Below are 18702 nucleotides of genomic sequence, written 5' to 3'. Positions count from 1 at the left end.
GGTGAACAGCCCTTGACCTGGGGGTGACCGGACGGTGCTGCCGGCCGCCGCATCCATGCCGTGCGGTGGTCGACCGGGCAACCTCGACGGCGTCTACCCGCGGAGCCGGTCCGCGGCGTCCGACGCGGCACCGACCATGCGGCGGATGAACGCGGCGTGGTGCTCGAGCTCTGCTGCAGGCACCTCTTGCAGGGCGGCAGCGATCTCGGCGGTCGATCGCTCCGTGAACGCCCGCGCACGTTCCCGCGCAGCCGGTGTCGGACGGAGCGTCACCCGGCGCCGGTCGGTGTGCTCGCGGCTGCGTGCGAGCAGACCGGCCGCCTCCAAGCGGTTCAGCAGCACCGTCACGGAGCCGGAGGTCATACCGATCCGCTGCCCGAGCCGTGCGGGTGACAGCGGGTCCCCGGATGAGTCGGCCCAGAGCACCTGTCCGAGGGCGTTCGCGTCCGTGGTCGGCAGGTCGAGCCACGAGGACATCAGCTGGTTGAGCTCGGCGAACGCCACGGCCCACGTCTGGAGCGCTTCCATCACCTCGACCTGGGGTGCGTCCCACTCCATCTCGAACACGTCGTCCATCAGATTCCTTTACTGTGTAGTATCTTTACTGTAAAGCTCGCAACGGAGGAACACCATGGCAAACCGCACCGCTGTCATCTCAGGAGCCAGTATCGCTGGCCTGTCGACCGCCTACTGGCTCCGCCGGACCGGATGGGACGTGACCGTCATCGAACGCGCCGCTGCGTTCCGTGACGGCGGACAGAACGTTGATGTTCGAGGCGTCGCGCGCGACGTGCTTCGCAAGATGGGCTTGTTCGACGCCGTGAAGGCACGGAACACCACCGAGACGGGCACCGTCCTCGTCGACGGGCGAGGGGCCGTCACCGCCGAACTGCCCTCTGACGGAGCCGGCGGTGCGACGGCGGAACTCGAGATCCTGCGCGGCGACCTGGCTCGGACGATCCTCGACAACCTGCCGCCCGGCGTCTCCTTCGTCTACGGGGACACCGTGTCGGACGTCGACGACGACGCTGCGGGAGTCACCGTGACGACCGCGAAGGGACAGCGCCTCCGCGCGGACCTGTTCGTCATCGCCGAGGGTGTGCGGTCCCGGACCCGTGCGATGGTCTTCGACGAGGACGACGTCGACCAGCGCGACCTCGACGTCACCATGGTCTTCGGGACCATCCCGCGGACCGACGGCGATGACGACCGGTGGCGGTGGCACAACGCCGTCCGCGGACGCCAGGTCCACCTGCGACCCGACCCGTACGGCACCACGCGCGCGATCCTCGCCTACTCTCCCGGGGACGACGTCATCGGTCTGACTCGTGAGCAGACACTGGCGGCGGTGCGGCGCAGGTACGACGGAGTCGGGTGGGAGGCGCCGCGGGTCCTGGACGCGCTCGACACGTCCCCGGACGTCTACATCGACCAGCTCCAGCAGATCCGGATGCGGACCTGGCACCGCGGCCACGTCGTGATGGCCGGTGACGCCGGATGGTGCGTCACGCCGATGGGTGGCGGCGGTGCCTCACTCGCGCTCACCGCCGGGTACGTCCTGGCCGCAGAGCTCGCAGACGCGACGAAGGACCAGGAGGCAGCGCTGACCGCGTACGAGACATGGATGCGCCCGCTGGTCGATGATGTGCAGGACCTCCCTCGCGGACTCAAGGCCCTGGCGTACCCGCAGTCCCGACTCGCGCTCGCGCTCCGCGGGCTCCTGAACAAGGTGCTGATGTCACGGCCGCTCCGACCTGTCGCCATGAAGCTCACCCAGGTCGCCGAGACCGATCGCGAGTTGCCGGTCCTCCTCGATCGCTGAGTCCTCAGCGCGGGATCGGGCGCGCTCACTGCGCGTGACGTGCGGCAAGCTGGGAGCATGGTCGACACAGCCCCAGGGACCGTCCACTTCCACCAGAAGCACCACGAAGCGATCATCCGCGGCGAGAAGGTCACCACCGTGCGGTGGAACGAGTCCGTGCAGGTCGGCGCGGCGACGTTCGTGTTCGACGATCACCCGACCGCCGAACCGGTGGCCGGCACGATCACCGCCGTGCACCGGTACCGGCTCGACACCCTCACGGCAGAACAGGCGCATCAGCCGCCGGAGACGGACATGCGGCTCTTCGGTCAGCAGCTTCGTGAGAACTACTACCCCGAGATGCCGGACGATGCGGTCGTCGAGGTGGCCGAACTCACGACCGGGCCGTCTCAGTAGTCGCAGCCCGACCTCGACGTGGTGACGCGTGAGTTCACGCTCGTCGGGGTGAACCCCGCCCTCGACCAGTTCACGGAGCTGGCCGACGAGCTGCGGGTCGGTGCTGAAGAGCAGGCAGCACGACACGGCCGCACGCTGGCGGCCGTGCCGAAGGCTGCGTGAAGCCCGGCTCCTACGACGCGAGCATCTGCGTCACCACGGCGTACAGCTCCTCGGGGCGGCCGGCGAGCATCTGCTTGATCAACGCGGTCTGCTCGTCGACGACGACCTCGTAGTCGCCGCGCTCGACCCCGTCCAGGGTCGCGCGCGCCACGTCCGCCGGGTCGGTCTTGGCCATCGAGATCCCCGCGGTCATGTCGGTGTCGGCCACTCCGAGGTGCACGGACATCACCGTGGTTCCTTGGCCGGCCAGCTCGTGACGCAACGCGTTGCCCATGTTCCACAGGGCGGCCTTCGACACCGCGTAGGCGGAGGCTCCGGGCATGGCGAGCCAGGAGGCACCCGAGGCGATGTTCACGATGCCCCCACCGCCGTTCGCCGCCAGGACCGGCGCGAACGCGCGGATCACGGACAGGGTGCCCCAGACGTTCGTGTCCATGTCGGCGTGCGCTGCGTCCAGATCGCCCAGCAGGGTCGCCGTGGTCGCGATCCCGGCGTTGTTGACCAGGAGATCGACGTCGGTGGCGACCGCGGCGGCCGCTGCGACCGACGCGGGGGAGGTGATGTCGAGGGCGAGGCGCTCGACTCCCTCGAGGTCGATCAGTTCGGGGCGTCGGGCCGTGGCGTAGACCTTCGCCCCGCGTGCGATCAGCTGTGCGGCGAGGTGGCGTCCGATACCGCGGTTCGTGCCGGTGACGAGGGCAGTGGCTCCAGAGAGGTTCATGCCGCTACGGTAGAACCTGACGTCAACGTGAGAATCAAGCCCGAGGGACAGAACGATGCGGATCGGTGAACTCGCAGAACGGGCCGGCGTCAGCGTCCGGTCGCTGCGGTACTACGAGGAACAGGGCCTCCTCGAGTCCGAGCGGACCACGGGCGGACACCGGGAGTACCGCGAGCCCGATGTCGCGCGGGTGCGCTTCATGCAGATGCTCTACGCGGCGGGCATGCCGAGTCGTCGGATCGTCGAGATCCTGCCCTTCCTCGACACCGGGGTCGCGACGCGGACGATGCTCGACCACTTCGACGAGGAGAGCGATCGCATCCGACGCCAGATCGAGGCCCTCGGTGCCACCCACGACCGCCTCGCGCGGCTCCGCGACATCGCGGCGGAGTCCATCGCGGGGCGGCCGCCGGAGGAGTGCCGCTCGTCGGCGAACGCCGCCGCCGCCTGAGCACCCCCGACTAGCTGGCGGCGGGCCTGCTGAACAGGTTGACGACGTTGCCGTCCGGGTCGCGGACCAGTGCGGAGCGGTTGCCCCACGGCATCGTGGTCGGCTCCAGGACGACGTCGTCGCTGCCGAGCTGCAGTCCGGCGAACTCGCCGTCGACGTCGGCGACCTCGAACTCGATGAGCACGGAACGGTTCGTGGCCGGCGTCAGCGCGCCGCCGAGCATGGCGACCGTGGCGGTGCTGGCGATCGCGAGGGTCCCACCCGGGCCGCTGAACTGCGCGAAGACCGGTGCGGGGCGCTCGGCCGGCTGGCGGGTGATCCGCTCGTAGAAGGCGACCATGCCTTCGAGGTCGTCGGTGATGATGCGGACGGATGCGAACGACATGGGGTTCCTCACGGTGGTGCTGCTGACTCGGAGGCACCAGCTTCACCGGCCGTCGCGACACCGTCCTGTCGGTGTTTCCGGAAACCGACGGCGCAGCTACTCGTCGAGGACCGGCCGGAGTCGTCCGTACTGGATCGCGAGGTCCTCGGATCGCAGGACGCGCTGCGCGGGCCGCTCGTCGGTGACCTCGACCGACAGCATCCGGTCGCCCCGGAACGCCCGCACCCCGTCGCGCATCCGGCACCAGGCGATCAGGTACCACTGACCGTCCTTCCCGATCGACCCCAGCGGTTCGACGTCCCGGACGGACTCCGCTCCGTCGGCGTCCCGGTACCGGAGTCGCACGACTCGATCGGCACGCAGGGCCGCCGCGAACTCGGCCGGGACGACCGTGTCCTCGTCGTCCTCCAGGAAGTGCACCCGGGAGGCCAGCGCGCTGGCTCGTGCTGCATCCCCGGCGGGCATCACCGCGAGCGTCTTCCTGGCCGCGGTGTGTGCCGCGTGCCGGAATGGACTCCGCCCCAGCGAGCCGAGCCCGATCAGCACCGCGAGGGCTTCATCCGGCGTGAAGCCCGCCGGACCGAGCGTCGCGGACGCGTCGATGACGTACCCACCCGTCCGGCCGGGCTCCGCCCAGATGGGCACACCCGATTGCTGCAACGCGGAGATGTCCCGTTCGATGGTCCGGACCGACACCTCGAACCGCTCCGCGAGACGACGCGCGCTCCGCGGTTGCGGGGAGACGGCGCGCAACTCCTCCACGAGGCCGTAGAGCCGATCGGTGCGATTCACCTGGCCATCTTCGCTGTCGTGCCGATGTTCCGTCAGATCCACGCCGTCTCGTCTGCCACGTGCTCGTGGGGTTCGCATCCGTCCGCCTAGGCTGCGGGGGTGTCTGCAGCCCTGACCGTCGAACTCCTCCGGACGTTCGGCGTTGCGCTCGAACGCGGGTTGTCCGAACGGGAACTGGCCCGGGCCGAGCGTCGGTACGGCGTCCGGTTCGGCGCGGACCATCGTGCCCTGCTCTCCCTCGCAGTGCCGAGCGGGGACGGCTGGTTCGATTGGCGCGCTCGGAACGACGAACGGCTGCGACGGGCGATCCGGTGGCCGGTCGAGGGCGTCCTGTTCGACGTCCGTCACGACGCCTTCTGGCCCGGGTCGTGGGGCGAGCGACCCAGCGATGAGTCGCAGCGTCTCGAGGTGGCCGAGCGGCACCTGCTGCGGTGGCCGCAGCTGGTGCCGTTGTACTCGCACCGCTACCTGCCTGCCGCGCCGGTCGGCAGCGGGGCGCCGGTCTTCTCGGTGTACCAGACGGACGTGGTCATCTACGGCGATGATCTCGTCGACTACGTCAAGCGAGAGTTCCGGCCGGATCGTACCGAGCGGGAGACCAGCGTCGGGATGCACGACCTGGAGCCGTGGACGCTGCTCGCCTTCGGCGAGGACGTCCCCTGAACGCAACGAGCGGATCCGGCTGCCGGCGGTTCTGAACGCAACGGCTGACGGACTGGAGGCACGGTGCCAGCTGGCACCGTGCCTCCAGTCCGTCCCGGGGTCGCGCCCAGGGCGTGTCAGGACTCCGACAGGAATCCGGCGCGCAGCGTGAGGGGTCCGTCAGGGAAGCGCTCGCGCCGTCGGCGGTCCGGCATGCTCGGCAGGTTGCCCGCATGCACCACAGAACCAGGAGGACACCGGTGGCCCTCATCGACAACGGCATCTACGTCAACGGAACGAGGACGGACTCGCCCGCGGACCTCGGGCGCACGTACGAAGCGCTCGCCGCCGCCGGGTGGGGCGCGATGGCCTGGATCGGGCTGTTCCGACCGACCGCCAACGAACTGGCCTCCGTCGCGGACGAGTTCGGGTTGCACCCGCTCGCCGTCGAGGACGCGCACAAGGGGCACCAGCGGGCGAAGCTCGAGCGGTACGGCGACACCCTGTTCGTGGTGCTGCGACCCGCCTGGTACGACGAGGACGAGGAGACGGTCGAGTTCGGTGAGGTGCACCTGTTCACCGGGCGCGACTTCGTCGTCACCGTCCGGCAGGCGGAACGGCCGAACCTCGCCGACGTGCGGAAGCGACTCGAAGCCGACCCGGACGCCCTGGGGCGCGGGTCCGAGGCGGTGCTCTGCGCGGTCCTCGACGAGGTCATCGACAGCTACGCCCCGGTCGTCGCCGGGCTGCAGGACGACATCGACGACATCGAGGACGACCTGTTCGACGGTGACGTCGACCCGGCGTCCTCGCGGCGGATCTACCAGCTGCTCAGTGAGGTCATCGGGTTCCAGCGCGCGATCGGGCCGCTGCCCGGGATGCTCAACGCGTTGCTGCGCGGTGCCGAGAAGTACGGCACGGACACCGAGGTGCAGAACCAGCTCCGGAACGTCCTCGACCACGCGATCCGCGTCACCGAGCGGGTGGACACGTTCCGGACGCTGCTCGAGAACGCCCTCACGCTGCACTCGACCCTGGTGACGCAGGAGCAGAACGACGCGATGCGCCGGATGACCAGCGCGAGCCTGGCGCAGGGGGAGGAGAGCCGGCGGCTGGCTCGGGCGTCGATGGAGCAGGGCGAAGAGGTGAAGAAGATCTCGTCGTGGGCAGCCATCCTGTTCGCTCCCACGTTGGTGGCGTCGATCTACGGCATGAACTTCGAGCACATGCCCGAGCTGCGGTGGGCGTGGGGGTACCCGGCGGCGATCGTCGCGATGGTCCTGCTGGCGGTCGTGCTGTGGGCGGTGTTCAAGCGGCGGCACTGGCTCTGAGCGTGCGTGATGACGGACTGGAGGCGCGGTGCCAGCTGGCACCGTGCCTCCAGTCCGTCCGCTGGTCGCGTCGCGCGACCGGCGCCGGCTTGTTCACCCAACCGACGCATGCGCGTGGCAGGGTGGTCCGGGGCATCGTCGCCCGCAGCCCAGCCAGCCGCCAGCGGAGCACGATGCCAACACCCGACCTGATGATCGTCACGGACCTCGACGGGACGTTCCTCGACCACCACGACTACTCGTTCGACGCGGCCCTGCCGATGTTGGAACAGCTGCGGGCGGACGACGTCCCCGTGGTGTTCTGCAGCAGCAAGACGCGTGCCGAGGTCACGGCGCTGCAGGCGCGCACCGGGCTCGACGGGCGCGCGTTCGTGGCGGAGAACGGCGCGGTCGTGGTCGGACCGGCGGGCGACGTGCTGGTCGGACCGGTCGACGGCGACCTCGAGCGGCTGCACGCCGAACTCGCCCGCGTCCGCCGGGCACTGCATCTGCGGTTCGAGACCTTCGGTGGCGTGACCGACGCGGTCGTCGCCGCGTGGACCGGCCTCGACCTCGAAGCGGCCGGACGCGCGCAGCAGCGCGAGGCGTCCGAGGTGCTGCTCTGGCACGCCGAGGACGACGACCGGGCGGACGCGTTCCGCGCGGCGCTCGCCGCGGTCGGCCTCGACCTGGTGCGGGGAGGCCGGTTCTGGCACGTGCTGCCGGCGGGCCGCGACAAGGGCGCGGCGGTCCGGACGCTGATCGCCGACCGCGAGCGTCGGACGGGGACCATCCCGCGCACGATCGGACTCGGTGACGGCCCGAACGACACCGCGTTGCTCGACGCGGTCGACTTCGCCGTCGTGGTCCGCGGGCACGGCCCGGCACCCGGACCACTCGCGGACGACCGCCCCGAGCGCGTCCACCGCACGATCGCCCCCGGCCCGCAGGGCTGGACCGAGGGCCTCACCCGGTTCACCACCCCGTCCGTCAGGAGCCATCGATGAGCGACTTCCACCAGAACGGCGTCATCACGACGTTCCACGACCTCGGTCGCCGCAGCACCGCGAGCCTCGAGGAGGACCTGCGGGGCTTCGCCGAGAAACGCCCGATGAGCCTGATCCTGCCGGCGCTGTACTCCGAGCTCGAGCGTCCGGCCCTGTCGCGGATCGTCGACGAGCTGGCCGAGGCCGACTGGCTCAGCGAGATCGTGATCGGGCTCGACCGGGCTGACCGCTCCCAGTTCGAGCACGCCCGCGAGTTCTTCTCGCGGCTGCCGCAGCGGCACCGGATCCTGTGGAACGACGGGCCGCGGCTGCGCGAGCTCGACGCCGAACTGGAGCGCGCGGGGCTGGCACCGGGGGAGCCGGGCAAGGGCCGCAACGTCTGGTACTGCACCGGGTACGCCCTGGCGTCGGAGCGGGCGGACTGCATCGCCCTGCACGACTGCGACATCACCACCTACGAGCGGGGCATGCTCGCCCGGCTGTTCTACCCGGTCGCGAACCCCGCGTTCGACTACGAGTTCTCGAAGGGCTACTACGCCCGCGTCGCCGACGGTCGGATCAACGGCCGCGCCGCGCGGCTGCTCGTCGGGCCGCTGCTCCGCTCGCTCCGCCAGGTCTACGGGGAGTCCGAGTACCTGGAGTACCTGAGCAGCTTCCGGTACCCGCTGTCCGGCGAGTTCGCGATGCGTGCCCACGTGCTGAACGGCCTGAAGATCCCCGGCGACTGGGGACTCGAGATCGGCATGCTGTCCGAGGTGTACCGCGACTACGCGACCCGGCAGGTGTGCCAGGTGGAGATCGCCGACGCGTACGACCACAAGCACCAGCCCCTCGCCGAGGCCGACGGCACCGGCGGCCTCGCCCGGATGGGCAACGACATCGTGCAGTCGCTGCTCCGGAAGCTCGCGACCATGGGCGTCCCGCTCACGTCCGACTCGTTCCGCGTGCTCAAGGCGACGTACTACCGGAACGCGCTCGACATCGTCGAGGTGTACCGGCACGAAGCCGAGATGAGCGGGCTCGCGTTCGACCAGCACGCCGAGGAAGCCGCGGTGGAGCTCTTCACCAAGGCGATCCTCGACGCCGGCGGCGCCTTCACGGCGCGGCCGAACGACAAGCCGTTCATCCCGAGCTGGAGCCGGGTGCGCTCAGCGGTGCCGGACGTGCTCGACCGGCTGCGGGACGCGGTGGAGGCGGACCAGCAGGACTGACGGGGTCACTCGACCCGGTGGCGGCATCGAGGATGCCGTCAACGACCGGACCGGCGCAGGGCGTCGAGGGGGACCCACCCTGGCTGCGAGCGTTGCCATGATCGGAAACGGTCGATGCGACCCTGCGCGGCCGCCACGGCAGGCCGAGCCCGTCGGATCACTCGGCCCCGCAGGACGAGGAAGCCCGAGCCCACGAGGACGAAGAAGCCCGCCAGAGCCAGCCCCGTCAGGCGGATCGGGCCGACTACTGACCAGCCGATCGAGACGCCGCCGAGCGCACACAGCACGCACCCCCAGAACAACAGTCGGCTCGCGGTGTGCCGGAAGGTCCGGAGGAGCCGTTCATCGTGTTCGATCGTCGGCGTGCTGCCGGGCTCTGACTCTGCGAACCCCACCCGGAGCCGCATCACGAGCCCCAGATGACGTACGCGACGACCCCGAGGACGACCACACCGCCGATGGGGACGAAGAAGATCCAGTCGTTCCGGATCGGCGCGCTACCCGGTCGATGGCTTCGCTGGAACGGGGCGACCGGGTTGCCGCTGACCCCGGGGAGGAAGTCGGTCGAGTGCTGTCGGACCGGTTCTTCGGGACGCTGGTCGTGCATGTGACCCCCCAGAGTCGACGGGTGCTGATGACCCTCGCGTTGATCTTGCCCGACATCGAGTGTCGTGACCACCACCGGTGCAATCTGCCGACTCGTCATCCGTGCTGCGGGTCCCACCCGTCGGATCTCGGCGCCCAGCCGAGTTCCGGACCCAGCCGCTCGGCGATGTCCGTGATGATCTGCGCGTAGTCGTCCGGCTCGAACGAGAACGGGAGCGCGAAGGCGACCTCGGTGACCGCCTGGTAGCCGACGTCGGCACGCAGCCGGTCCGCGATCTCGGCCGAGGTGGCCACCAGGTCGGCGGCGAAGAGCATCCCGGCGGGGCCCATCGGCACGCCGACGCGACCCGAGCGGCTGTCGACGTAGGCGCGGTAGCGGGCCTCTTGCTCGGCGGTCGCGGTGTCGGTCGGGATGACGACCAGGCCCTGCGAGACGCGGGCTGCAGCGGGGTCGGGGTGGACGTCGAGGTAGGCGTCGATCTGAGCGCGCTGGTTCGTGGCGAAGTCGGTGCCGTTCTCGCTGCGGGTGACGCTCGAGGTGAGCAGGTGGAAGCCGTTCTCACCCGCCCACACGGCCGACTTCGTGCTGCCGGTGCCGTACCAGATCCGTTCGGCCAGGCCGTCGCTGTGCGGCTGGACGGTGCTCGCGAACTCCTCGATGCCGCGGCGTTCGACGGTCTCGGTGGCCGTCACCGGGTCACCGCGCACCAGGGCACGGAAGCGCAGGAGCCGGTCGTTGCCGAGGTCCTCGTGCTCCAGGGTGTCGGGGTAGATCGCTTCGCGGTACAGGTCGAAGTTCATCGGCATGCCGACCGAGAACCCCGGGTTCAGGCGTCCGCCGAGCAGGACGTCGACCGTGCTGAGGTCCTCCGCCAGGCGGAACGGGTTCTCCGCGCCGATCGGGGTGACGGCGGTGCCGAGGTCGATGCGCGAGGTGCGCTGCGAGGCGGCGGCCAGCAGCGCGACAGGGGAGGAGATGCCGTGCTGCAGGTGCCGGTGGCGCAGCCAGGCGCTGTCGAAGCCCAGGGCCTCGGCGCGCTCGATCACGCGCAGGGTGTCCTCGTGGCCCTCGGACGGTCGTGCGGGGTCGAACGACCCGATCGTCAGGAAGCCGAGCCGGTGCAGGGGAGTTCCGTCGAGGGGCATGGGTCGATCGTGCCAGATGCGTCGTGCCGTTCGTCCGTTGATGACCGTTGTGCAGCCGCCGGCTCAGTCACCGGTCTCCTTGACCAGGGCCTCGACGTTGTTGCCGTCCGGGTCGGACACGAACGCGGTGTACGCGTGGTACTCCGGCCAGTAGCGCGGCTCGTGCCGTGACACGCCGCCGGCGGCGACGGCTTCGCGGTGGAAGGCGTCCACCTCGCTCCGTGACCCGGCCTCGAACGCCAGGTGGAGTCCGCGCGTCGTCGCCTCGGGGGATCGGGCGGTCTCGAGCGAGACGCTCGGGGTGTCGTCCCCGTGCTGCCAGAACTCGGCGACGGCGTCCGTGCGGTAGCCCGCTCCGATGCCGAGGGGCGCGAGGGCGGCGGTGTAGAACGCGTCGCTCGCGGCGAAGTCGCTGGCGAAGACGCCCAGGTGGTGGATGAGGTGACGACCCGGCATGGGACGACCCTAGGCCGCCGTCACGGCATCCGTCCGGGCAGCTTCCCGGTCCCGCTGGCAGGCTGGACCGGTGCACATCACCCTGGGCTCCGCGACCGACATCGTCATCTCCGGCATCCGGTTCCCGGAGGGGAACCGCTGGCACGACGGGCGGCTCTGGTACTCGGACATGCACACCGGCGAGGTGTTCTCGGTCGACCCGTCCTCGACCGACGGCCCCCGGCTCGAGGCCACCGTCGACGGGCAGTCGTCGGGGCTCGGGTGGCTCGCCGACGGGCGGTTGATCGTCAGCTCGATGGAGTCCCGCACGGTCGTCGCCGTCGACCCGGACGGCAGCACCTCGGTGTTCGCCGACCTGTCCACGATCGAGTCGTCGCTCGTGAACGACCTGGTCGTCGACGCCCAGACCGGCCGGACCTACATCGGTGCCTTCGGCTACGACCTGTACGCGGGCGAGGAACTGCGCCCCGGCTCGCTCTACGTGATCGACCCTGACGGCTCGGTCCGCCTCGCCGCCGAGGGCCTGGTGTTCCCGAACAGCGCCAACATCCTGCCCGGCACCCGGACACTGGTGGTCAGCGAGACGTGGGGTGGCCGCCTCACCGCCTTCGACATCGAGGACGACGGCTCGCTGACCGGACGTCGCGAGTGGGCAGCCCTGCCCGGCGGCGTGACCCCGGACGGCAGCACCGTCGACCGTGACGGCGCGATCTGGGTCTGCTCGGTCGACACGGGGGAGTTCCTGCGGGTCGTCGAGGGCGGCGAGGTGACGGACCGCATCGACGCACCCGGGGACTGCGCGATCGACTGTGCGCTCGGTGGCGAGGACGGTCGCACCCTCTACCTGGCGACCGCCGACAGCTACGACCCGGCCGTGACGGCGCAGACGCGTGCCGGCCGGATCAGTTCGGTCCGGGTCGAGGTGCCGGGGTGGTGAACCCGAGCGACCTCGCCGAGGCGACGCGTCGTGCGGAGTACCTCGTCGAGCACGGGCCGACCGTGGGCGTCATGTCGCAGCAGGCGGGACTCGCCGCAATGTCGGTTCTCTGGGTGGCCGCCACTGCCCCCGCCGCCTTCCGGCTCACAACGCTGATCTGGTTCCTCCTCGCCGTCGCCGGAACGGTCGTTGCGGTGACCGCATGGGTCCGTGCTCGACGCCACCGCAGGCTGCTGCCCTACCTCGTCGAGACGCCGGAACAGCCGCTCGGCGCGCTCACCCCGGCGGAGCGCAAGTCCGTGACCCGACAGGTCAGCGGGCGGGCACCGGTGGCGCCCGAGGCCGTGCCGCTCGTGCGGGCGATGCTCGCGTGGCAGCGACGCTCCACCCGAATCTCGGCCCCGACCCTGATCGGCACCGGGCTGAGCCTGTTGGGACTCGGCGGCGCCTCGGCCACGACGCTCGGTTGGGGTTGGGCGTTCCTGGTGTTCATCGCCGTCGTCGCGGTGTTCGTCACTGTCGCGACGGTGATCGGCGTGCGTCGAAGCCGCCGAGTCCTGGCCGTGCTAGATCGGGTCGGGGCGCCCGTCTCCTGACCTCGTGCGCGCTGCCTCCACCGCGTTAGCGTGGTGAGGGGAGGCCGAGATGGACAGTCCGGGTTGGTGGGCGGCGATCGGGTGCGCCGTGCTCGTGCTCATCGTCGACGCGGCGATCTGGGGCATCGTGTCGATCGCTGCAGACGGCCTGGGGCGGAACCGCGCAGCGGGCATCCGGCTGCCGTCACTCATGCGGAGCGACGTGGCCTGGCGCGCTGGGCACCTCGCCGCGCACCGGGTCATGCGGCCGTTGCTGATCACGTCCGCGATCGTGGCGATCGTCTCCGTCCCGGCGCCGCTCACCCCGGTCCTCTACGTTGTGCTGCTCGGCCTGTCACTGGTGAGCACGCTGGCCGCGCTCGTCGCCGGTGCGGTGTCGGCGTCACGCGCTGCGAACAGCGTTCCTCGCGACGGGTGATCGGAGGGGTCATGCTGGTCTCGTGCAGCGAATCGGTCTGAAGGACCCTGAAGGCGTTCGGTTCGTCCCGCCCGTCGGATCTGGGACCGGCGTCCTGGTGCTCGCCGGGTCGAGCGGGCGGGTCGACGAGGACCGCGCGCGGGTCTTCGCCGGACTCGGGCACATCGCTGAGTCGATCCGGTGGTTCGGAGGAGCCGGCCAGCAACCGGGACCGTGGGCCGTCCCGCTCGAGCTCTTCCTCGCCCGCATCGACGAACTCGAGCGGAGCTGCGACCGTGTCTGGCTCGTCGGGACCTCCCTCGGCGCCGAGGCCGCGCTGGTCCTCGGCGCGCACCGCCCCTCGGTCGCGGGCGTCATCGCGTTCGCACCCACCGACGTGGTGTGGCCCTGGCCGGACGGCGGGGGCGTGGAACGATCGCACTGGACCCTCGACGGATCGCCACTGCCGCACGTGCCGTTGGCGTGGGACACCTGGCGGCGGGGAGAACCACCGCGCTTCCGATCGCTCTACGAGCGTTCGTACGAGGCCGCCCCGGACCGGGTTCGGGCAGCGGCGGTACCCGTCGAGCGGATACAGCAGCTCGTCCTGATCGCCGGTGAGGACGACCAGGTCTGGCCGAGCGCCCAGAGCGCTCGCCGCGTCGCAGCTCGGCGGGCCGCGGCCGGGCACACCACGACCGTGGTCATCGATCGGGACGCAGGGCACCGGGCGGTCCTGCCGACCGAGACGGTCGTGGCCGGAGGGACCCCGATGGTGCGCGGCGGTACCGCGGCCGCCGACGCTGCGCTCGGGGCGATGGCACTCGAGGCGATCCGGGCCGCCTTGGCCCACGACTGCATCAGTCCCTCAAGCTGACCCGGGGGCCGCCCGCTGCCGCTCGGTGCGAGGTTGCACTCCTGGTGCGAGCCATCGAGGGTCGCACCAGGTGCGCAACCTCGCACCAGACGACACGGACACCAGACGACACGGACGCCAGACGACACGCGCACCAGACGACACGGACCCCGCGCACCCGCGTCACCCGCACCCCTCCGGGTACGGCAGACTGCACGGACAAGCATCCAGGAGTGATCGTCATGTTCGTCGCCGCCATCGTCTTCCTCGTCATCGCGCTCGTCGCGCTCTTCTTCCGAACACGCACCTACTCCACCCCCGCACGCCCGGCCACGCCCGGTCGCGAAGCACGCCCCGCCGTCCCGACCCGCCGCCCGAACCTCATCGCGACGTGGACCGCGGCCGCCGCCGGCGTCCTGTTCGTCGGGCTCACGCTCGGCAGCACCCTGTACGCGCAGGACACGGGTGAGTCGAAGGTGCAGGTGGACATCTCCGGCAACATCGTCGGGCAGAGCACGGACTCCGGGTTCCACTTCAAGGCGCCGTGGGCCACGCTGCACACGTTCAACATCCGCAACCAGACCGTCACCTACATCAACGCGGTCAACGGCTCCGACTCGGACAACAACGGCAACGTCCGCTCCGGCCCGTACGTCACGGTGCAGGACCAGGACGGCGTCTCGTCGAACGTCAGCCTCAACCTGCAGTACAGCATCGACGCGAAGTCGGTCACCGACATCTACCGGTCGTACAAGACCGAGGAGAACTTCAAGACGCAGTTCATCGGCAACTCGGTGCGCAGTGTCGTGCGCCAGGTGCCGAACGACTTCACCACCATCGAGCTGATCACCAAGCGCGGCACCGTCGAGAAGGCGATGATCCAGGCGCTCGAGAAGCGGTGGAAGGGCTCGGGCGTGCACGTCGACAACTTCGCCCTGCAGGAGATCACGCCGCCGAAGTCGGTCATCGACGCCTACGCCACCGCGCAGCAGGCGCAGATCCAGGTCACGAAGGAGCGCGCGCTCCTGGACGCCAAGAAGGTGCAGGCGCAGCAGCAGGTCGCCGAGGCACAGGGTCAGGCCGACGCCAACGAGGTCCTCAACGAGCACCCGCTCTCCGACGCCGCCCTCAAGCAGCGCGAGATCGAGGCGCTCAAGAGCGCCGGCGACAACGGCTCGCTCATCGTCGTGCCGCAGGGCACCGACAACATCCTCAGCCTGCCGGGCACCTCGGGTTCGAAGAGCAAGTAGCGCGCACCGAGACGCCGCCCAGTCGCCGAGACGCCTCCGTTTTCGGAGGCGTCTCGCGCACGGGGCGGCGTCGGGAGAACACGACGGCGTCTTCCGGATCCGGGACGCGCACCGCGACGGACGGGAGGCACGGTGCCAGCTGGCAACGGGCCTCCCGTCCGTCGGTGTGGCGGCGTCCAGGGCCCCGCTCAGGCCGCGCCGTGACTGGCGCGGCTGCGCCGCGAGAGCGAGTCGATGATGACGGCCAGAAGCAGGACCGCGCCGGTGATCATGTAGCGGATCGACGAGTCGAGGCTCAGCAGGGTGAGCCCGTTCGAGATCGACTGGATCACGATGATGCCGAGCAGCGCCGACCAGGCGCTGCCACGGCCACCGAACAGGCTGGTCCCGCCGATGACGGCTGCGGCGATCGCGTTGAGGTTCGTGTCTCCGGCGCCGGACGACAGGCTCGCCGAGTTGAGGCGGGCCGCGGCGAGGATGCCGCCGACGGTGGCGAAGAGCGAGGTCAGCATGAACACCGAGATGTAGATGCGGTTCACCCGGATGCCGGAGCGCCGTGCGGCCTCGACGTTGCCGCCGACCGCGAAGACCGAGCGGCCCCAGCGGGTGCGCTTGAGTACGAAGTTCATCAGCACGACCAGCACGACGAAGAACACGAACGAGGTGCCGGTGCCGAAGTCGCGCGACAGGTACCAGACCATCAGCGCGAGGCCGAGGAACAGGGCGACTGCCTTCACGATGGTCAGCGACATCGCTCCGGTCGACAGCCCGGCACGGCGGCGGCGGGCAGCACGACGGACCTCGGTGAAGAAGAGTCCTCCGGCGGCCAGGACGGCCAGCAGGTACGCGAGCCACGGCGGCAGGTACGAGGCCGAGGCGAACTGCACGATCGGTGAGTCGTACGGCAGGTTGATCGAGCCGTTCGGCCCGAGGATGAGCAGCTGCAGCCCGAGGAACCCGAGCAGACCGGCGAGCGTGATGACGAAGCTCGGCACCCCGAAGCGGGTGAACAGCAGGCCGTAGAGCAGGCCGGCCGCGGCACCGACGGCCAGGGCGACGGTGAGCACGAGCCACAGCGGCCAACCGAGCGTCGTGAGGCCCTGGCCGAGGATCGCGGCGGAGAGCCCGCTGACGCTGCCGACGGACAGGTCGATCTCGCCGAGCAGCAGCACGAGGACGATGCCGATCGCGATGGTGCCGACCGCGGCGCACTGCAGGGCGAGGTTGACCAGGTTGCCCGGGGACAGGAAGTCGGGGGAGAGCGCCTGGAACACCGCCCAGATGACGATGAGCCCGACGACCACCGGCAGCGAGCCGATGTCACCGCCGCGGACCCGTCGGACGAACGCCTTCGCCGCGCCGCCGAGCCCGGCGTCACGCAGGAGCCGCTCGTCCTGCAGGTCCGCGGCCGAAGGAGTCGGGGTCGCTGCGGTGAGGGTCTCGTCGGTCTTGCTCATGCGGAGGTCTCCTGCTCGGTGCGGGCGGCGGCGCGACGGGTGACGGCGTTGTCGGTGGCACCGGTGATGGCCGCGATGATCTCCTCGTAGGAGACGTCGTCGATTCGGAACGTGCCGTTGTTGCGGCCGAGTCGCAGGACCGCGACCCGGTCGGCGACCGCCTGCACGTCCGCGAGGTTGTGGCTGATGAGGACGACGCCGAGTCCGCGCTCGCGCAGGCGTTCGACGAGGTTCAGGACCTCGGCGGTCTGTGCGACACCGAGTGCGGCGGTGGGCTCGTCGAGGACGACCACCTGCGGGTCCCCGATCAGCGAGCGGGCGATCGCCACGGTCTGCCGCTGCCCACCGGACAGCGACGCGATCGGGATCCGCACCGACGGGATCCGGGCGGCGAGCTGCTGGAGGAGCTCCCACGAGCGGCGCTCCATCTCCTCTTCGTCCAGGAACGGGTGGGCGATCTCGCGCCCGAGGAACAGGTTCGAGACCACGTCGAGGTTGTCGGCGAGGGCGAGGTCCTGGAACACCGTGGCGATGCCGAGGGTCTGGGCCGCCGCGGGGTTCGGGACGGTGACCTCGTCGCCGCCGAAGGTGATCGTGCCGCCGTCGGGCGTGTAGACCCCGGCGAGGATCTTCACGAACGTCGACTTGCCGGCGCCGTTGTCGCCGACGATGGCGACCACCTCGCCCGGGTAGACGTCGAAGTCGATGTCGCTGAGGGCCTGGACGGCGCCGAACCGCTTGGTGATCCCGCGCAGGGACATCACCGGGTCGGCGGAGGGGTGTGCTGCTGGTGACGCGTTGCTCACGGGTGTCGTGCTCACGGGTGTCGTCCTCGATCGGTGAGGCCCGCCCGGTCCGCAGTCGGACCGGGCGGGCAGAGGGGGTCGGACCTACTTGATGCCGGCGCTGTCGCAGGCTGCCTTGTACTGCGCGGTGCAGATCTTCGACACCTCGTACAGGCCGTCCTTGACGACCGTCGACTGGACGTTGTCCGTGGTGACGGCGACCGGGTCGAGCAGCGTCGACTGGACGCTGGCGCCCCCGGCGGTGTCGACGGTGGTGTCGCCCTTCGGGGTCTCACCCTTCGCGAACTGGATCGCCAGGTCGGCGGCCTTCGACGCCTCGGGCTTGAAGGCCTTGTAGACGGTCATGTACTGCTCACCGGCGAGGATCCGCTGGATGCCCGCGAGCGACGCGTCCTGCCCGGTGACGGGCGGGAGCTCGGTGACACCGGCCGACTTCAGGGCCGCGATGACGCCGCCGCCGGTGTCGTCGTTCGCCGCGTAGACGCCGGTGATCTTGTCCTTGCCGAGCTTGCTGATCTGACCGGCTGCCCAGTCCTGCGCCTTGGCCGGGTCCCATCCGGGGGTGTCGTACTCGGCGAGCACCTTGTAGCCGCTGTCGTCGATGACCGAGTGCGCGCCCTTCTTGAACTGCGAGGCGTTGTTGTCGGTGGGGGAGCCGTTCACCATGATGATGCCCGAGCCCTCCGGGACCTTCTTCGCCTTGAGGGCGTCGACCAGGGCCTGGCCCTGCAGCTCACCGACCTTCTCGTTGTCGAACGAGATGTAGTAGCTCAGGTCGGGGCTGTTGATGAGCCGGTCGTAGGAGATCACCGGCACCTTCTTGGCCTTCGCCTGCTGGACGATGGACGCTGCGGCCTCGCCGTCGAACGGGTCGAGGACCAGGACCTTGACGCCCTGCGTGAGCATCGACTGGGCCTGCTGCAGCTGCTTCGACGCGTCGCCGTCGGCGTTCGCGTAGATGACCGAGCAGCCGCTGCACTGCTTCTTCACCTCGGCGGTGAAGAGCGGCCGGTCGGCGCTGGCGTAGCGGGCGGTGACGGAGTCGGGCAGGAGCAGGCCGATCTTGGCCTTCGACGCGTCCCCGCCGCCTCCGCCGGAACCGGTCCCGGCGTCCGCGCCGTTGGAACAGCCCGCCAGGGTGGTGATCGCGAGCAGCAGGGCGCTGACGCCCAGCATCGCTCGTGTGGTGGATTTCTTCATTGAAACGTCCTCCAACAGTGGACCGCCCCCATCGGCGGTGCCCTGAGTGTGACAGCGAGCGTTCTTGGCTGCAAGAGTTGAACGCAAGGACCGCGC

Annotated in this window: 23 protein-coding genes; 13 read left to right on the top strand and 10 right to left on the bottom strand. The window is 70.3% G+C overall.

Annotated features, from left to right (window positions below; genetic code table 11):
• Window positions 1–93 precede the first annotated feature (93 nt).
• Window positions 94–576, bottom strand: coding sequence for a MarR family winged helix-turn-helix transcriptional regulator (locus HQQ79_RS15295; protein ID WP_027464797.1), 483 nt, complete (start codon window positions 574–576; stop codon window positions 94–96).
• Window positions 577–631: 55 nt separating this feature from the next.
• On the opposite strand from HQQ79_RS15295, the gene HQQ79_RS15290 reads away from it, so the two are divergent.
• Genes HQQ79_RS15290 through HQQ79_RS15280 form a run of 3 tightly spaced genes read left to right on the top strand, consistent with a single transcriptional unit; the run spans window position 632 to window position 2380 of the window.
• Window positions 632–1822 carry an FAD-dependent monooxygenase gene (locus HQQ79_RS15290; RefSeq protein ID WP_173035441.1) on the top strand — a complete coding sequence of 397 codons (1191 nt, stop codon included), beginning with the start codon at window positions 632–634 and terminating at the stop codon, window positions 1820–1822.
• Between the two features lie 57 nt (window positions 1823–1879).
• On the top strand, window positions 1880–2218 hold the full coding sequence (locus HQQ79_RS15285; RefSeq protein WP_173035439.1) for an ASCH domain-containing protein: 339 nt from the start codon (window positions 1880–1882) through the stop codon (window positions 2216–2218).
• 21 nt (window positions 2219–2239) lie between these two features.
• Window positions 2240–2380: a hypothetical protein gene (locus HQQ79_RS15280; RefSeq protein ID WP_173035437.1), complete on the top strand. Its 141-nt coding sequence runs from the start codon at window positions 2240–2242 to the stop codon at window positions 2378–2380.
• A 10-nt stretch (window positions 2381–2390) separates the two neighbouring features.
• Here the strand turns inward: HQQ79_RS15280 and HQQ79_RS15275 are convergent, their stop codons facing one another.
• Window positions 2391–3101, bottom strand: coding sequence for an SDR family oxidoreductase (locus HQQ79_RS15275; protein WP_173035435.1), 711 nt, complete (start codon window positions 3099–3101; stop codon window positions 2391–2393).
• A gap of 55 nt (window positions 3102–3156) precedes the next feature.
• Between HQQ79_RS15275 and HQQ79_RS15270 the strand changes: the two genes are divergently transcribed.
• Window positions 3157–3552: a MerR family transcriptional regulator gene (locus HQQ79_RS15270; RefSeq protein ID WP_173035433.1), complete on the top strand. Its 396-nt coding sequence runs from the start codon at window positions 3157–3159 to the stop codon at window positions 3550–3552.
• A 10-nt stretch (window positions 3553–3562) separates the two neighbouring features.
• On the opposite strand, the gene HQQ79_RS15265 is transcribed toward HQQ79_RS15270, so the two are convergent.
• Complete coding sequence (locus HQQ79_RS15265) at window positions 3563–3937, bottom strand: VOC family protein (protein WP_173035432.1); 375 nt, start codon at window positions 3935–3937, stop codon at window positions 3563–3565.
• A 96-nt stretch (window positions 3938–4033) separates the two neighbouring features.
• Window positions 4034–4729 (bottom strand): YafY family protein, encoded by a 696-nt coding sequence (locus tag HQQ79_RS15260; RefSeq protein WP_110859310.1) that lies wholly within the window; start codon window positions 4727–4729, stop codon window positions 4034–4036.
• A gap of 99 nt (window positions 4730–4828) precedes the next feature.
• Here HQQ79_RS15260 and HQQ79_RS15255 point away from each other — a divergent pair, with 99 nt between their 5' ends.
• From HQQ79_RS15255 to HQQ79_RS15240, 4 genes are all read left to right on the top strand, one after another.
• The gene (locus tag HQQ79_RS15255) at window positions 4829–5392 is read left to right on the top strand and encodes a hypothetical protein (protein ID WP_173035431.1); all 564 of its coding nucleotides are present in this window, start codon (window positions 4829–4831) and stop codon (window positions 5390–5392) included.
• A 239-nt stretch (window positions 5393–5631) separates the two neighbouring features.
• A complete protein-coding gene (locus tag HQQ79_RS15250; protein ID WP_173035980.1) occupies window positions 5632–6702 on the top strand; it encodes a magnesium and cobalt transport protein CorA in 1071 nt (356 codons plus the stop codon).
• Window positions 6703–6875: 173 nt separating this feature from the next.
• Window positions 6876–7688, top strand: coding sequence for an HAD-IIB family hydrolase (locus HQQ79_RS15245; protein ID WP_173035427.1), 813 nt, complete (start codon window positions 6876–6878; stop codon window positions 7686–7688).
• Window positions 7685–8899: a glycosyl transferase gene (locus HQQ79_RS15240; protein ID WP_027464806.1), complete on the top strand. Its 1215-nt coding sequence runs from the start codon at window positions 7685–7687 to the stop codon at window positions 8897–8899. The genes HQQ79_RS15245 and HQQ79_RS15240 overlap by 4 nt, the downstream gene beginning before the upstream one ends.
• Window positions 8900–9305: 406 nt before the next feature.
• Here HQQ79_RS15240 and HQQ79_RS15235 read toward each other — a convergent pair whose 3' ends face one another.
• The 3 genes from HQQ79_RS15235 to HQQ79_RS15225 all read right to left on the bottom strand — a co-directional run bounded on the left by HQQ79_RS15235 (window position 9306) and on the right by HQQ79_RS15225 (window position 11107).
• The gene (locus HQQ79_RS15235) at window positions 9306–9506 is read right to left on the bottom strand and encodes a hypothetical protein (protein ID WP_173035425.1); all 201 of its coding nucleotides are present in this window, start codon (window positions 9504–9506) and stop codon (window positions 9306–9308) included.
• Between the two features lie 95 nt (window positions 9507–9601).
• Window positions 9602–10651: an LLM class flavin-dependent oxidoreductase gene (locus tag HQQ79_RS15230; protein WP_173035423.1), complete on the bottom strand. Its 1050-nt coding sequence runs from the start codon at window positions 10649–10651 to the stop codon at window positions 9602–9604.
• 63 nt (window positions 10652–10714) lie between these two features.
• Complete coding sequence (locus HQQ79_RS15225) at window positions 10715–11107, bottom strand: VOC family protein (RefSeq protein ID WP_173035421.1); 393 nt, start codon at window positions 11105–11107, stop codon at window positions 10715–10717.
• A 70-nt stretch (window positions 11108–11177) separates the two neighbouring features.
• On the opposite strand from HQQ79_RS15225, the gene HQQ79_RS15220 reads away from it, so the two are divergent.
• The 5 genes from HQQ79_RS15220 to HQQ79_RS15200 all read left to right on the top strand — a co-directional run bounded on the left by HQQ79_RS15220 (window position 11178) and on the right by HQQ79_RS15200 (window position 15143).
• Window positions 11178–12044, top strand: a complete 867-nt coding sequence (locus HQQ79_RS15220; RefSeq protein ID WP_173035419.1) for an SMP-30/gluconolactonase/LRE family protein — start codon at window positions 11178–11180, stop codon at window positions 12042–12044.
• Window positions 12041–12640, top strand: a complete 600-nt coding sequence (locus tag HQQ79_RS15215) for a hypothetical protein (RefSeq protein ID WP_173035417.1) — start codon at window positions 12041–12043, stop codon at window positions 12638–12640. Before HQQ79_RS15220 ends, HQQ79_RS15215 begins: the two co-directional genes overlap by 4 nt.
• A 49-nt stretch (window positions 12641–12689) precedes the next feature.
• Window positions 12690–13058: an SdpI family protein gene (locus HQQ79_RS15210; protein ID WP_173035415.1), complete on the top strand. Its 369-nt coding sequence runs from the start codon at window positions 12690–12692 to the stop codon at window positions 13056–13058.
• A gap of 22 nt (window positions 13059–13080) precedes the next feature.
• The gene (locus HQQ79_RS18750) at window positions 13081–13914 is read left to right on the top strand and encodes an acyl-CoA thioester hydrolase/BAAT C-terminal domain-containing protein (protein WP_173035413.1); all 834 of its coding nucleotides are present in this window, start codon (window positions 13081–13083) and stop codon (window positions 13912–13914) included.
• Between the two features lie 221 nt (window positions 13915–14135).
• Window positions 14136–15143, top strand: coding sequence for an SPFH domain-containing protein (locus HQQ79_RS15200; protein WP_214523964.1), 1008 nt, complete (start codon window positions 14136–14138; stop codon window positions 15141–15143).
• Between the two features lie 188 nt (window positions 15144–15331).
• On the opposite strand, the gene HQQ79_RS15195 is transcribed toward HQQ79_RS15200, so the two are convergent.
• The 3 genes from HQQ79_RS15195 to HQQ79_RS15185 all read right to left on the bottom strand — a co-directional run bounded on the left by HQQ79_RS15195 (window position 15332) and on the right by HQQ79_RS15185 (window position 18606).
• Entirely contained in the window at window positions 15332–16600 is a 1269-nt protein-coding gene (locus HQQ79_RS15195; protein ID WP_138802952.1) for a sugar ABC transporter permease, read from the bottom strand.
• The gene (locus HQQ79_RS15190; RefSeq protein WP_111038920.1) at window positions 16597–17361 is read right to left on the bottom strand and encodes an ATP-binding cassette domain-containing protein; all 765 of its coding nucleotides are present in this window, start codon (window positions 17359–17361) and stop codon (window positions 16597–16599) included. Before HQQ79_RS15190 ends, HQQ79_RS15195 begins: the two co-directional genes overlap by 4 nt.
• A 129-nt stretch (window positions 17362–17490) precedes the next feature.
• On the bottom strand, window positions 17491–18606 hold the full coding sequence (locus tag HQQ79_RS15185; RefSeq protein WP_111033134.1) for a sugar ABC transporter substrate-binding protein: 1116 nt from the start codon (window positions 18604–18606) through the stop codon (window positions 17491–17493).
• Window positions 18607–18702 lie beyond the last annotated feature (96 nt).

This window comes from Curtobacterium sp. VKM Ac-2852, from assembly GCF_013205045.1.
GTDB lineage: Bacteria > Actinomycetota > Actinomycetes > Actinomycetales > Microbacteriaceae > Curtobacterium > Curtobacterium flaccumfaciens.
This window is presented reverse-complemented; position numbering and strand designations above follow the sequence as displayed.